This is a genomic window from Polynucleobacter sp. MWH-Adler-W8 (assembly GCF_001889925.1).
Classification (GTDB): domain Bacteria; phylum Pseudomonadota; class Gammaproteobacteria; order Burkholderiales; family Burkholderiaceae; genus Polynucleobacter.
Genome location: NZ_LZFI01000006.1, coordinates 37,736 through 53,067 on the forward strand (window position 1 = coordinate 37,736; position 15,332 = coordinate 53,067).

11 protein-coding genes are annotated in these 15,332 nt (G+C 46.5%); 8 read left to right on the top strand and 3 right to left on the bottom strand.

Annotated elements, in window-relative coordinates; translation table 11 throughout:
* The 3 genes from truB to AOC28_RS08165 all read left to right on the top strand — a co-directional run bounded on the left by truB (position 1) and on the right by AOC28_RS08165 (position 5,255).
* Entirely contained in the window at positions 1–912 is a 912-nt protein-coding gene (truB, locus tag AOC28_RS08155; RefSeq protein WP_072583487.1) for a tRNA pseudouridine(55) synthase TruB, read from the top strand.
* Positions 913–963: 51 nt separating this feature from the next.
* Entirely contained in the window at positions 964–2,781 is a 1,818-nt protein-coding gene (gene typA, locus AOC28_RS08160) for a translational GTPase TypA (RefSeq protein WP_072583488.1), read from the top strand.
* Between the two features lie 110 nt (positions 2,782–2,891).
* Positions 2,892–5,255, top strand: a complete 2,364-nt coding sequence (locus AOC28_RS08165; RefSeq protein ID WP_072583489.1) for a Tex family protein — start codon at positions 2,892–2,894, stop codon at positions 5,253–5,255.
* Positions 5,256–5,303: 48 nt separating this feature from the next.
* On the opposite strand, the gene AOC28_RS08170 is transcribed toward AOC28_RS08165, so the two are convergent.
* The 3 genes from AOC28_RS08170 to AOC28_RS08180 are packed head-to-tail and all read right to left on the bottom strand — an operon-like array spanning position 5,304 to position 12,254.
* A complete protein-coding gene (locus tag AOC28_RS08170) occupies positions 5,304–6,257 on the bottom strand; it encodes a transglutaminase family protein (protein WP_237767775.1) in 954 nt (317 codons plus the stop codon).
* The gene (locus AOC28_RS08175; protein ID WP_072583490.1) at positions 6,235–8,847 is read right to left on the bottom strand and encodes a circularly permuted type 2 ATP-grasp protein; all 2,613 of its coding nucleotides are present in this window, start codon (positions 8,845–8,847) and stop codon (positions 6,235–6,237) included. Before AOC28_RS08175 ends, AOC28_RS08170 begins: the two co-directional genes overlap by 23 nt.
* Before the next feature lie 11 nt (positions 8,848–8,858).
* Positions 8,859–12,254, bottom strand: a complete 3,396-nt coding sequence (locus tag AOC28_RS08180) for a transglutaminase family protein (RefSeq protein WP_072583491.1) — start codon at positions 12,252–12,254, stop codon at positions 8,859–8,861.
* Between the two features lie 173 nt (positions 12,255–12,427).
* Between AOC28_RS08180 and AOC28_RS08185 the strand changes: the two genes are divergently transcribed.
* The 5 genes from AOC28_RS08185 to AOC28_RS08205 are packed head-to-tail and all read left to right on the top strand — an operon-like array spanning position 12,428 to position 15,298.
* On the top strand, positions 12,428–13,087 hold the full coding sequence (locus AOC28_RS08185; protein WP_072583492.1) for a glutathione S-transferase family protein: 660 nt from the start codon (positions 12,428–12,430) through the stop codon (positions 13,085–13,087).
* Between the two features lie 2 nt (positions 13,088–13,089).
* Positions 13,090–13,527: a cupin domain-containing protein gene (locus AOC28_RS08190; RefSeq protein ID WP_072583493.1), complete on the top strand. Its 438-nt coding sequence runs from the start codon at positions 13,090–13,092 to the stop codon at positions 13,525–13,527.
* Positions 13,518–13,856 (top strand): hypothetical protein, encoded by a 339-nt coding sequence (locus AOC28_RS08195; RefSeq protein ID WP_072583494.1) that lies wholly within the window; start codon positions 13,518–13,520, stop codon positions 13,854–13,856. Before AOC28_RS08190 ends, AOC28_RS08195 begins: the two co-directional genes overlap by 10 nt.
* On the top strand, positions 13,853–15,070 hold the full coding sequence (gene phaZ / locus AOC28_RS08200; protein ID WP_072583495.1) for a polyhydroxyalkanoate depolymerase: 1,218 nt from the start codon (positions 13,853–13,855) through the stop codon (positions 15,068–15,070). The genes AOC28_RS08195 and phaZ overlap by 4 nt, the downstream gene beginning before the upstream one ends.
* Before the next feature lie 12 nt (positions 15,071–15,082).
* Positions 15,083–15,298 (top strand): hypothetical protein, encoded by a 216-nt coding sequence (locus tag AOC28_RS08205; protein ID WP_072583496.1) that lies wholly within the window; start codon positions 15,083–15,085, stop codon positions 15,296–15,298.
* The last annotated feature ends 34 nt before the right edge of the window (positions 15,299–15,332 follow it).

The window sequence follows — 15,332 nt, forward strand, 5'->3', positions numbered from 1 at the left end:
ATGTCAATACGGATCGACGGCGTAGTGCTGCTAGATAAACCTGCTGGAATGAGTTCACAGGGTGCCGTTACTGCAGTCAAGCGCGCCTTTAATGCTGACAAGGCTGGCCATACTGGTACTTTGGATCCAATGGCGACCGGCTTACTGCCTATCTGCTTAGGCGAAGCAACCAAGTATTCACAAGATTTGCTTGAAGCAGATAAGTCTTATATCGCTCGAGTAAAGTTCGGCTCACGCACTGATACCGGCGATGCTGAAGGTCTCATCATTGAAGAGTTGCCTTTACCTGTTTATGCAAGCACAGTTGCAATCAAATCTGCATTAGATGCTTTACTTCCAAAATTTACGGGGCCGATATCTCAAGTGCCGCCAATGTATTCCGCACTCAAGCGTGATGGCAAACCTTTATATGAATACGCTCGCGCAGGTGTTGAGTTAGAGCGCACTCCACGAGATATCACCATTCACGTCATTCGCTGGACTGACATTGCTTGGCCCGAAGCTACGTTAGAAGTCAGCTGTAGCAAAGGAACTTATATTCGTGCTCTGGCAGAAGATATTGGTAATGCCCTAGGATGTGGCGCCCATTTAGTTGGCTTGCGTCGTACCGAAGTAGGGCATCTCAATCTTGAGCAGTCCTTTACGATTGAAGCGATACAAAGCGGCCTGCAAAATAGTGCTGACTACATATTGCCTGTTGATGCCTTGCTACAAACATTGCCACACTTAACAGTGGATGAGCAACAAGCGAAACGTCTTGAAATGGGGCAGCGTGTTCCGCTGAACTTACCTTCCATTGAAGCATTGGTACGTATTTATCGTGCGACTGCTGCTCCTCATAACTTTATTGGTACTGCTGATTGGCGTTCTGGTGTTTTGCATCCAAAGCGCTTAATTTCGCAGGCTCATTAATTAATCATTATTTATAACCCTTTTACTTATCTTTAACTCAAGAAGCTTCACATGACTAAACGCGCACTTCGTAACATCGCCATCATCGCCCACGTTGACCACGGAAAAACTACCTTGGTTGACCAACTCTTGCGCCAATCTGGCACATTCCGCTCAAATGAAAAAATGACTGAACGCGTCATGGACTCAAACGACTTGGAAAAAGAGCGTGGCATTACTATTTTGTCCAAGAACTGTGCAGTAGAGTATGACGGTACACATATTAATATCGTTGATACACCAGGACACGCGGACTTCGGTGGTGAAGTAGAGCGCGTACTCTCGATGGTTGACGGTGTATTGCTCTTGGTTGATGCGGTTGAAGGTCCAATGCCACAGACCCGCTTCGTTACCAAGAAAGCCTTGGCATTAGGTTTGAAGCCAATCGTTGTGATTAATAAGGTTGACCGTCCAGGCGCACGTTGCGACTACGTGATCAACGCAACTTTTGAATTGTTTGACAAACTAGGCGCCACTGAAGAGCAGTTAGATTTCCCGGTGATCTATGCATCAGGCTTGAATGGTTATGCAGGAGAGTCAGAAGATGTGCGTGAAGGTACTATGCGCCCCTTGTTTGATGCTGTTCTGAAGCACGTTCCTGTGCGTGATGACGACGCAGAAGGCCCCTTGCAATTCCAGATTTCTTCAATTGACTACAACAGCTATGTTGGCAAGATCGGTGTTGGCCGTATTAGCCGGGGCCGCGTGAAGTCAGGCATGGAAGTGGTCTGCATGAATGGTCCTGATGGCACGCCATTCAAAGGCCGTATCAACCAAGTATTAAAATTTAAAGGTCTCGAGCGAGAAATCGTTGACGAGGCGGTTGCTGGTGATATCGCCCTCATCAATGGTATTGAAGATTTGGCCATTGGTACAACAGTATGTGCGGTTGATAAGCCAGATCCATTGCCAATGCTCAAGATTGATGAGCCAACCTTGACCATGAACTTTATGGTGAACACTAGTCCATTGGCTGGTCGTGAAGGCAAGTTTGTAACTAGCCGTCAAATTCGTGAACGTTTAGACCGCGAATTGAAGGCCAATATGGCTCTGCGCGTAAAAGAGACTGATGATGACACCGTATTTGAGGTATCAGGTCGCGGCGAGTTGCATCTCACTATCTTGGTAGAGACCATGCGTCGTGAAGGCTATGAGATGGCCGTTTCCCGTCCACGCGTTGTCTTTCATGAAGAGAATGGCGTCAAAATGGAGCCGTATGAGAACTTAACGGTTGACGTAGAAGATGCCACTCAAGGTTCTGTGATGGAAGACTTGGGTAAGCGTAAGGGTGAGTTGCAAGATATGGTGAGTGACGGCAAAGGCCGCACCCGTCTTGAGTACCGCATTCCTGCACGTGGTCTGATCGGCTTCCAGGGTGACTTCATGACCATGACTCGCGGTAATGGTTTGATGAGTCACACATTTGATTCTTATGCTCCAGCGAAAGATGGCATTTTGGGTGAACGCCATAATGGCGTATTGATCAGTCAAGATGATGGCGAAGCAGTTGCCTATGCTATTTGGAAGTTACAAGATCGTGGTCGTATGTTTGTTAGCCATGGTGATCCTGTATACGAGGGAATGGTTATTGGTATCCATAGTCGTGACAATGACTTGGTTGTTAACCCAATCAAGGGTAAGCAATTAACCAACGTTCGCTCTTCAGGTACTGACGAAGCAGTTCGCTTGGTAACACCAATTGATTTGACCTTGGAATATGCGGTTGAATTCATTAGCGATGATGAGTTGGTTGAAGTAACGCCGAAAAGCGTACGTATCCGTAAGCGTCACCTGAAAGAGCACGATCGTAAGAAAGCATCCCGCGAGTAAGCTCTTTCCAGCTACACAACAAAAGTCACCTCCGGGTGGCTTTTGTTCTTCATTGAAATCAAAACTATAAATTAATCATTTATAAGTTAAATAAATAAAACTAGATATACATGCTGCCATCAATTGAACAACGCCTTGCCCAAGAACTTGCTGCTAAACCTGCTCAAGTAGCTGCTGCTATAGCCCTGATGGATGAGGGGGCTACCGTGCCATTTATCGCTCGTTACCGCAAAGAAGCTACCGGTGGCTTGGATGATACGCAGTTACGTTTATTGGAAGAACGTCTTAGCTATCTTCGTGAACTAGAGGATCGCCGCAAGACAATCGTTGCCTCCATTGAGGAGCAGGGCAAGATGGCGCCAGAGTTGCTGAAAGCCATAATGTTGGCAGAGGATAAGACTCGCTTGGAGGATCTTTACCTGCCGTATAAACCTAAGAGAAGGACTAAGGCACAAATTGCTTTAGAGGCTGGCTTAGAGCCCTTGGCAAATGACCTCCTCAATAATCCCAAGCTCGATCCTGAAACAGAAGCTGCAAAGTATCTGAAGGAGGCGTTCCAGGTCGATGGGACAGATAATCCTGGCGTTGCGGATACCAAGGCTGCGCTTGAAGGAGCACGTCAAATTTTGATGGAGCGCTTTGCAGAAGATGCAGCATTGGTGCAATCTCTTAGAGAGTATTTACAAGATCACGGTGTAGTCGAATCCAAAGTGATTGCTGGTAAAGAGCAAGAGGGAGAGAAGTTCGCTGATTACTTTGATTACTCTGAGCCGATTAAAGCCATTCCATCTCATCGTGCCTTAGCTTTATTCAGGGGTCGTCGGGAACAGATGTTAATGGTCAACCTGCGTCTAGATACTGAAGAAGAAAAGCCAAAATGGGATTCTCCTCACAATCCTTGTGAAAACCGGATAGCCAATCATTTCAAGATTAAAAACGAGGGGCGACCTGCCGATGCTTGGTTAGCCGATACTGTTCGCTGGACTTGGCGTATTAAGTGCTCACTGCATTTAGAGTCTGAGCTGATGACAGCGTTACGTGAGCGCTCAGAAACTGAAGCGATTAATGTATTTGCTCGCAACCTTAAAGCCCTCTTGCTGGCAGCGCCTGCTGGCCCAAGGGTAACTATCGGTCTCGACCCCGGCATGCGCACTGGTGTGAAAGTGGCCGTAGTGGATGCTACTGGAAAAGTAGTGGACACTGAAGTAATTTACCCGCATCAACCAAAAAATGATTGGGCTGGTTCATTACATGTTTTGGCTAAATTAGCTGAGAAGCACAATGCCACCTTAATCTCGATTGGTAACGGTACTGCATCTCGCGAGACTGATAAATTAGCCCAAGAACTGATTAAGGCTAAGCCAGAACTCAAACTCACCAAGATTGTTGTTTCTGAAGCGGGTGCTTCTGTTTACTCTGCATCTGAATATGCCTCAAAAGAATTGCCCGGGATGGATGTATCGCTCCGTGGCGCAGTATCGATTGCACGTCGCCTGCAAGATCCATTAGCCGAACTGGTAAAGATCGATCCTAAATCAATTGGTGTGGGTCAGTACCAGCATGATGTGATGCAAACCCAGTTGGCTAAATCATTAGTCGCAGTAGTTGAGGATTGCGTGAATGCTGTCGGTGTTGATGTGAACACGGCTTCAGCCCCATTGCTAGCACGGGTTTCCGGTTTAAGCTCAACAGTGGCTGAGGGAATAGTGGCCTATCGCGATAGCAAGGGTGCATTTAAATCGAGGGCGGATCTCAAGAGCGTTCCGCGACTCGGCGATAAAACCTATGAGCAAGCTGCTGGATTCTTGCGCATCATGAATGGCGATGATCCATTAGATGCTTCTGCAGTTCATCCTGAATCTTATCCTTTGGTAGAAAAGATTCTGAAGGATATTAAGAAAGGCGTTAAAGAAGTGATTGGTGATGCTAGTTTGCTGAAGTCACTTTCACCAGAAAAGTATGCTGATGGCCAATTTGGTCTGCCTACTGTTACTGACATTATTAAAGAATTGGAAAAGCCTGGTCGAGATCCACGCCCTGAATTTACTACTGCAACTTTTAAAGATGGTGTCGAGAAAATTAGCGACCTCAAAACGGATATGATTTTAGAAGGCGTAGTGACTAACGTTGCCGCCTTTGGTGCCTTTGTTGACATTGGTGTACATCAAGATGGCTTGGTGCATATCTCTGCTTTATCTAATACCTTCGTAAAAGATCCGCATAGCGTTGTTAAAGCGGGGCAGGTTGTGAAAGTCAAAGTGCTAGAGGTAGACGAAAAGCGTAAGCGTATTGCATTAACGATGCGCTTAAGTGATGAAGCCCTAAAGGAAAGCGCTAAGGCGGCAGCCAAAACTGAGCAAAGAGCCCCCAATCGCCCTAGGTCAACAGAAAACAGAAAACCACAGGAAGATAGAAGGTCGGCTGCGCCCATTAATAACGCCATGGCTATGGCATTAGCTAAGTTAAAAAAATAGCAGCTTATTTTTTGTATGGGTGCAGAAGCCTGAAGGTTCTATCGATCCTTAGGGATTGATAGGCATTACCGTTACAGCTACATCAAGCGTATGGTCTGCTCCGCCATGAATGACGCCACGGATAGGGGAGACGTCGGAGTAATCTCTTCCCTGGGCCAAGTGAACATAATCTTCCCCAGGAGTTCCGTAGCCCCAGCGATTATTAGTTGGGTCTAGATCACACCAAATGCCCTTACCTAAAATACCGTTTTCATTCATGCTGGGAACATAAACTGAGACCCAAGCATGTGAAGCATCGCCGCCAATCAGTCTTGCTTGACCAGGCGCAGGATTCGTCAGAATATAGCCGCTCATATATTTTGCTGGAATGCCGATACTGCGGAGCGACGCAATCAAAATATGTGCAAAGTCCTGGCAAACACCTTCACGCTTATTTAGCGCCTCTAGTGCAGGGGTGTTGATATCGGTACTTTTACTAACGTAATGGAATTCGCTATAGATACGCTTCATCAAATCAATTGCTGCATCTAGTATCGGTCTACCAACCGTGAAATTAGCCCTCGCAAATTCTGCGAACTCTGGTCTCAAAGTAATGAATGGAGATGTAAATAGAAATTCTGAGGCAGGATCCCATTGAGTATTGGAGTGATAGCGGAAGTATTCGCGTACCAGCTCCCAGGGTGCAGTTTCCTGGGGCTTAGGGCCATATTCAGTAGCTGTAGTCTCGATCAGCGACTTGGCTGTGATGAGTAATTCACTGTGCCTATTCTGCAAAGAAAAGAAGGTACAAACATTTCCATGGCTATCTATGTTCTCTTCGCTCCAAGAAGGCCTTGGGCTCACCTGAACTTCGGAATTTAGTACTCGTTGCGTCTCTAGATCTGCTGGTTTAAGGTGAGCAAAATGCTGCGCAATCTCAACATCAGGATCATAAGCGTAACGGGTATCGTGGGTAATTTCTAGCAACATAATTGGCGCATTACATTTGGATACTGTATTCATTAGAGTGAATCAGATTGAAATAGCGTGCGCTAATTGCATCTGAAACATTCCAGGCAGATTGCGAGCAATTGCTCAAACAATTTCTCAGGTTAGAGAGATTGCCGAACCCATCGGCAGTCGACAAGGTGTATAAGTCGTAATCTAGGAGATTAATGACACTACGAGTTAACTCATCCGGGTTATTTCGCTCGGTGCCCGCAAGTTTAGAGAGTCTGGCGCGGAGCGCTTTGCTAACCCAGGCCAGGGAGCGTGGGTTTTCATCATCCATCACCAGTAAGCTAATTAAAGGGGCTATCTCACGGCTTTGTTGGTGCTGCGCATGGAAAGTGATCGTGCTATCAAATAAATTGAGTAGCGCGGTATAACCTGAGCTGTCTGCATTTGGATTATTAAGTAAGCCAGAAACGATAGCTGAATCTAATGCGTTTGTCAGAAAGGCGAGTCTCTCGATATGCCTTCCAATAGAAAGTAGTTGCCAGCCATCATCACGTGTCATACGGTCAGTTTGAGCGCCAGTGATCGCCGCTAAGCAACTACTTGCACCATTTAAAGCGTCGATAGCGAGCGAGGCAGAAAAATCATTAAAGGTATTGGCTTTATGGCAATCAGCTTGAAATTGCTCAATGCAATGATTGATAGTGCTCCATTGCTCCGGGGGGAGTCGTTCTCTTACATTAGAAGCCGTGCGTTTCATGGCATTCAGGTTATAGCCCACGCTGGTGACGCTGTCGCTGGCATTGAGAGAGCTAATTAAAGTGCGCTCAAAAATTCGGTGACGCATATCACTCTGGTCAAAAGTACTTGGTACACCTTCAGGCACAAGTCCGTAGTAGTGACATAGGTTTTCCAGCCAAGACCACAATGCACGGGAAGGGGTGTATTCGCTGTTAATCTTTTCAAGATAAAGCTTAGCCAAGCGCAGAATATTTTCACTGCGCTCGGTATAGCGCCCAAACCAATAGAGATTCTCAGCGGCGCGACTGGTCACTAAGCGCTTACGCATCATTTTTTCAGGGGCTTGAATCGGATGCTGTAAATGTTGTCCTTGCTCTTGTGAGGGCTGCGGGCTTTGAACCCATACGTCAGCACTACTGCCGCCTCGTTGCATAGAAGCAATACCTGAATCAGTACTTGCAATACGGGCAAGTCCACCAGGCAATACTTGCCAGCTATTAGAACCATCACTCAGGGCAAAGACTCGCAACATATATGAGTGGGGCTCAATCAAAGACGCATCATTGAGGTTAAAGGCATTTAACCAGGTTGGCATTTGTGCCAAGGGAATGTAGGTTTGCACAGTGTGCTCATCAGGCTGTCTGGTAATACGCCCAACCCATTCATCTAACTGAGCCTGATTTAGATCGCAGCCTAAAGCGGATTCGTAACTTTGATGACCTGTGCCATTCGGAAAGGTCGGCTTAATGGCGCTATGCCCTAAATTCGGAATGGCAGCCTCAAGTGCAGCGCGTTCACCACACCACCAGGTATCCATTGCTGGAAGCTGCACTTTTTCATTTAAAAGTCTCTCGCTAATCGACGGCAAGAATCCCAGTAGAGCGGGGGATTCTAGGAAAGCTGAGCCAGGAGCATTTGCCAGTACAACATTACCAGCGCGTATCACTTGCAATAGACCGGGGACGCCTAGAGTGGAATCAGAGCGCAGTTCTAATGGATCTAAAAACTCATCATCCAAACGCTTAAGCAAAATATGTACAGGCTCTAAACCGCGTACCGTTTTCAAAAACAAATGTTGGTCGCGTACGGTTAAGTCACCACCCTCAACCAAAGTTAGGCCGAGATAACGAGCGAGATAGGCGTGCTCAAAGTAGGTCTCGTTATAAGGTCCCGGGGTAAGGAGGGCAATATGGGCATTAGCACCTGCCGGACTTTCAAGCTTTAATGCATCGATTAAGTCTCTATAGGCATTGGCTAGTGGGGCAATCTGCATGAGCTCATATGCTTTGGGAAATTGCCTTGCAATCAGATTGCGATTTTCCAAAAGATACCCAAGACCAGAAGGTGCTTGGGTACGTTGCGACAGAACTGACCATGATCCATCAGGCGCTCTGGCTAAATCAAAAGCCATGATATGAAGATATTTTCTATTCTTAAGATCGACACCATGCATGGAACGCAAGTAACCAGGATGCCCGTGAATTAATGCTGGAGGAATCCATCCTTCTTTCAACAAATTTTGCGGCCCATATACATCCGCCATAATCGCTTCGAGTAAACGTGCTCGCTGCAAAACCCCAGACTGAATTTTTTGCCAAGACTCAGGGTTAATGAGGAGCGGAAATAAATCTACTGACCAAGGGCGCTGCGGACCAAACTCATCGGCATAGACGTTATATGTAATTCCGTTATCCCGAATCTGCCTGTTGAGCTCTTGGGTGCGTTGATCAAGATCGCTTAACCCAGAGGGGCCAAGGGATTCAAAAAAAGTTTGCCATTCGGGCAGTAGCGCCCCCGATTTCCCTCGTAACTCATCAAAGTGTCCCTCTTTGGGTGTGGGTGATAGGCGGTTGATATCCTCCAACAGCGAAGGGTTGCTGGCGTCTTTCAAAGAATAAGTCTGAGCGTTATCCACAAACTATTGTCTCACCGCCGCATATCCAGCGTAAATGGAAATTCCTTACTAGCCGGGAGGTCAATGTTCGCCAGAGCCCCTTCAACAGTTCCAGGGGTATGACCCATCCTAAAGAAGCGAGAAAGGCGGCGACTCTCAGCCTCATAGGCATTGATAGGGAAGTTGTCGTAGTTTCGGCCACCAGGGTGGGCAACGTGATATTGGCAACCTCCAACAGAGCGTTTATTCCAGGTATCAATCACATCAAAAATCAATGGAACATGAATACCAATACTCGGGTGCAGACTGGATGGAGGATTCCAGGCCTTATAACGAACGCCTGCTACATACTCTCCCGCAACACCTGTTGGTTGGAGTGGCAAAGGCTCGCCATTGCAGGTGATGGTGTAGCGACTTTGATTTAAGCCGGTAACACGTAATTCTATTCTCTCTAGTGAGGAGTCAACATAGCGTGCAGTACCTCCTGCAGCATTTTCCTCGCCCATAACATGCCATGGTTCAAGTGCATTGCGTAAGGTAATTTCTGTTCCCATCGTTTGCACTTGTCCAATGAGAGGGAAGCGGAACTCGAGGTGAGGTGCAAACCACTCCGGCTTAAAGTCGTAACCATGCCTTTGCATCTCTTGAATGACATCATCAAAGTCCATTTTGATAAATGTTGGCAAGAGACAGCGGTCATGGAGTTCAGTTCCCCAGCGCGTCATTGGTGCCTCATAAGGCTTATCCCAGAAACGAGCTATCAAGGCGCGAATGAGTAATTGCTGAACAATGCTCATATGCGCATGTGGAGGCATCTCAAAAGCACGTAATTCTAGTAGGCCTAAGCGACCCGTTTGACTATCTGGTGAATACATCTTATCAATACAGAACTCGCTGCGATGCGTATTACCGGTGACGTCAATCAGGATATTGCGTAGCGTTCTATCCACCAGCCACGGCGGCATGCTTTTGCCAAACTTCTTGCGATTCTCATGAATTTCTTTCAATGCGATTTCTAATTCGTAGATTTGGTCATTGCGTGCTTCATCCACGCGAGGTGCTTGACTGGTTGGTCCAATAAACATACCACTAAAGAGATAGCTCAAGCTCGGATGGTTGTGCCAATACAAAATCAGGCTGGCCAAGAGCTCAGGTTTACGTAAGAACGGACTATCAATCGGTGTTGCGCCACCCATCACAAAGTGATTGCCACCACCTGTGCCGGTATGACGGCCATCTGCCATAAATTTCTCAGCAGAAAGACGAGATTCAAAAGCAGCTTGATATAAGAATTCCGTATGCTCAACTAGCTCGCCCCAGTTATGGGCTGGATGAATATTGACTTCAATAACGCCTGGATCTGGTGTCACCTGTAACAACTTCAAGCGTGGGTCGCGTGGTGGGGTGTATCCCTCCAGCACAATTTGAAACTGCAGCTCTTCAGCAGTAGCTTCTACCGCCTCCAGTAAATTGAGATAGTCTTCAAGACGGGCGAGTGGGGGCATAAAGACATACAGCACGCCTGACTTACCACCATGCTCATTCTCAGCCTTGGGTCCATTGGAGCGCATTGGATCACGCGCTTCTACGCACATCGCTGTTCTGGTAACCCATGCGGCTGATTCTTGACGTTTTGGATGTCTTACTTCTTGCGACTGACTCCAAATCGTTTTGCCAGACGCTGTAAATTCTTTACGAGTTGGTTGTTGTTGGTGAACAATTGACGCTTGACTATTTAATGGCGGTCTAGGAGCAAATGGATCTTGCTCAATGAGATAGGGGTAGTCTGCTTTACTCACCCAGGGTAGGGACTCCAGGGGGAGTCGATAGCCCATTGGCGAGTCGCCTGGTAGCAGATATAGGCGATCATCACGATATTCCCAAGGACCCGTCTTCCAAGCGGTATCTAGGTAATTCTTTCCTTCATTCGCTTCGATAGGGAGGACATAGCCCACCACGGAATCTAATTTCTGCGTGAAGACCCGCTTTAAACGAGTGCGCTCCATCTCATCGTCTAGGTTTGATTTGAAGGGATCAACGTTGACTGGTAGCTTAGATTCCCGCCAGAGGTAATAAAAAACATCCTCATAAGCGGGTTCGATAAATTTATCCGCTAAACCTAATTTTTTGGAAAGTGTGTAGACAAATTTTTCAGCATCTTTACTGGTGTAGTTAGTAGGGTGACGTTCATCGGCGAAGAGTTTGGGATTTTTCCAAATAGGTTGTCCATCAGCCCTCCAGTAGATTGACAAAGCCCAGCGAGGGAGTTGTTCTCCTGGATACCATTTGCCTTGACCAAAATGAAGGAAGCCACCATCGCCATATTCTTTGCGAAGTTTTTCTACTAAATCGGTTGCGTAACCCCGCTTCGTTGGTCCTAATGCATCTACATTCCATTCACGTTCATCGCGACCATTAACGGATACAAAAGTAGGCTCACCACCCATGGTCAAGCGAACGTCGCCTGCAACCAATTGCTTATCAACTTGATGGCCCAGATCGACAATCGCTTGCCACTGTTCTTCGGTATATGGTTTGGTTACTCGGGGCGCTTCATAAATGCGAGTGACTTCCATGGAGTGAGCAAATTGCACTTCACATTCGTCAACACCACCTTCAATCGGGGCTGCACCTGAAGGTTCAGGTGTGCAGGCAACAGGGATATGCCCCTCACCAGCAAATAGGCCGGAAGTCGGGTCTAAGCCAATCCATCCCGCGCCTGGCAAATACACCTCGCACCAGGCGTGTAAGTCCGTGAAATCTACCTCTGTTCCACTCGGTCCATCAAGTGCTTTGACATCTGGCTTGAGCTGAATGAGATAGCCCGAAACAAAGCGAGACGCGAGTCCGCAAAGGCGCAAGAGATTCACCATTAACCAAGCAGAATCACGACAAGAACCACTGCGAAGTTTTAAAGTCTCATCTGGGGTCTGTACTCCAGGCTCCATTCGAATGGTATAGCTAATATCCTTGTGAACTTTTTGATTGAGCGCAACTAAAAAATCGATCGTGCGCATATTGCTGCGATCAACCGTTTTGAAGTATTTGTTGATGCCGTCATTGCGCTTTTTACCTAGGTAAGGGCGCAACTCTTTCTTCAGATCTTGGCTGTAGGTAAAGGGGTAGTCTTCAGCATCTGGCTCTAAAAAGAAATCAAATGGGTTGTATACGGCCATTTCCGTAACAAGATCGACCGTTACTTTAAAGCGTGTCGTTGGTTCAGGAAAAACCAAACGAGCTTGATAGTTTGAAAATGGATCCTGTTGCCAGTTAATAAAATGACCCTCAGGCTCAATCTTGAGAGAGTAAGAAAGAATATGGCTGCGGCAATGAGGTGCCGGTCGTAGACGAATTACCTGCGGTCCCAGTTTTACTGGGCGGTCATATATATATTCGGTGACGTGGTGTAGGGCGGCGTGTATAGACATGACTCAAAGTCTATAAGTTCACCACAAGGGTGCATTATTGCGGCGCACAAGATGGGTGCGTAAAAGCCAAGCATGCCCAGATTTGGGCAGAACCCGTCAAAAACAGGGCATTTAGCTAACTATCGCTGTTTTAGGAGGAATAAGTTGTAGTTGTACCTCATTTGAAAGCTCTTATGTCTAAGCAGACTACCTTGACGATTAGTAGCAAAAATTACTCTTCATGGTCATTGCGCGGTTGGCTGATGCTCAAGCTTTCTGGCCTCCCTTTCCAGGAAGTGCAGGTGCATCCGGATGATGTAGATAACCGGGCAGAACTCTTACTCTTGTCGCCATCCATTCTGGTTCCTCGTTTAGATCATGACGGCTGCAAAGTATGGGACACCATGGCCATTGGCGAGTATCTCAATGAATTAAACCCTAAAGCCCATTTGTTACCCAAGGATCCGGTAGCAAGGGCGCATTGTCGATCTATCTGTGGCGAGATGCATTCCGGCTTCTCTGCTTTGCGCGCTTCTTTACCCATGAATGTCAAAGCAAAGTTTGAGTCATTCAAGGTTTGGTCAAAAGCGCAAATTGATATTAATCGCGTTCTAGTTATCTGGCAGGACTGCTTAACAACATACGGCGGGCCTTTCTTATTTGGCCAGGAGCCCACATTAGCTGACGCCATGTTTGCGCCAGTGGTCACAAGATTCTTGACATATCACATAGAGCTGGACAAGGCGAGCAGGGATTACTGCACGCACATCATGGCGATGCCTGAGATGAAGGAATGGGTGATGGGCGCCCTCGAAGAACCCGATGACATTGAAGAACTTGAAGTGGAGTTTTAAAAATGAACGCACCCGTAAATTTTAAAAGTGATACCGAGTTTTCTCATGTAAAACCCGCTGATACTCAGTTTTTACCAGGCGGCCTAAGAGATTTTTTTCTCTATAAAGATTTGGGTGTCGCTAAGGCCACTAAGGGCAAGGTTATTGCTCATCTCGTGAAGGCCAATAAGCCACCAGAGAATGGTACTGGTTGGCACTATCACGTAGCAGAGTTCCAAATTGTCATTATGACTAAAGGTTGGGCCAAGTTTATGTATGAAGATAAGGTCACCTTAGTTGAGGCGGGTGATGTTGTTCATCAAATGCCGGGCATCACCCATTTCCTCTTTGACTATTCGCCCGATATGGAATATCTCGAGATAGTGGGCCCTGCGGACTTTGGAACCATCCCAGTTTCTGTTGCTCCAGCCGAGGTGCCAGGGGTAACCCCATGGAAGTAGTCAAAAACAATGTGCTGGCATCAGACTTTGCGGTCTTGTTTCAGCGGATTATGACGATTGCTGAGGAGCTCGATGGTATGAAGAGTTACTACCGCGAGCTTTATCAAAAGATAGAGGCTGGCGAAGTTGCCTCAGAGGACGAAGAGTTGCCAGACCTTCTCAAAACTTTTAATGTTGCTGGTTTCGTGAATTTATCCATCGTTGCAGCACGTGCAGCACAAACCGCAGCCATTATTGCCAATGATGTGTCTTTGAGTAGGGTATTTGACCCAGCACTCAAAACTACAGAACGAGCATTGCGTCATATAGAAAGCGGTGCCCATAGATGATGTACAAAGCTTATCAAACCTTTGCTAATTTGCATAATCCGGTTCGGATGTTTGCAAAAGCGTCAGAGCGCGTCTCTACTAATTGGTTTGGAAACTTTTCCCTAAATCCTATGCAGCGATTAGCCGCACACTATGAGCAGATTTCTTTGCTTGGGTTTACGCACACAAGACCTGATTTTAAAATTCAATCTGTCATGGATTCATTTGGGGTGGAGCAGCCTGTTACAGAGGAATTAATTTACTCAACGCATTTTTGTAACTTGATTCGATTTTCAAAGCCCAACATTTCTGGTCAACCGAAAATCCTCTTAGTCGCTCCAATGTCAGGACACTTTGCTACTTTGTTAGCGGGAACCATTAAGACACTTCTAACTGATCATGAAGTTTATGTAACTGATTGGTTGAACATTCGTGACATTCCATTGAGCTGTGGTGACTTTGACTTTGATGCTTATGTCGAGCATATCATTAACTTCTTGCAGGTGATCGGACCGCAAACCCACCTGATGGCGGTATGTCAGCCAACAGTAGCCTGCTTAGCAGCCACAGCCATCATGTCTGAAGACAAGAGTCCCTATGTCCCGGCAAGCTTGACCTTGATGGCTGGGCCGATTGATGTCAGTCAAAGTCCAACAAAGGTCAATGAATTAGCTACCAGCAAACCCATGTCTTGGTTTGAAGAAAAGCTCATCGGGGTTATTCCAAATCAATTCAATGGCACTGGACGGAAAGTCTATCCAGGTTTCTTGCAGCTTATGGCATTTATGAGTATGAATCCTGATCGCCATGCAGAATCCTTCAGAAAGCTATATGAGTATCGCGTTAATGGTGACGATGAGAAGGCGGATGTGATTCATGATTTTTATGAAGAATATTTTGCAATTATGGATTTGTCGGGGCCTTTCTACTTGGAAACCATTAAAAAAGTATTTATGGATCGCGATCTAGCTAATGGAACTTTGACATACCAAGGTAGGTTAGTGAATCCAAAGCTGATTAAGAAAACCTTTTTGCTCACCGTTGAAGGTGAGCGAGACGATATCTGTGGCATTGGACAAACTTTAGCGGCGCAAGGTCTCTGTTCTGGCCTGCCTGGATACAGGAAGTCACATCACTTACAAGCGGGTGTCGGTCATTACGGAGTATTTAATGGCAAGCGCTGGGAAAGCCAGATTTATCCAGTAGTTCGCAACCACATTCAGTCAGCACTTTAATCAGGAGGAAATATGGTCGTCTATATCACTCGAAATATCATTGCCAGAATGCGTCGCAATGATGGTACGGATAATGGCTGCAAACCTCTCAATCCTGGAAAGTATGAGGCCAACAAGACCAATGATGGGGCGCTGGAAATTCTTCAGGATGCTGATGAGCCGGTCTATCTTTTACCCTTTATCTGGTGGGAAAAGATGGAGTTAGGTGATATTTTGATAGCAGCGTAATGAAAGATTAAAAAATATATTAAGAGGCAGCGCA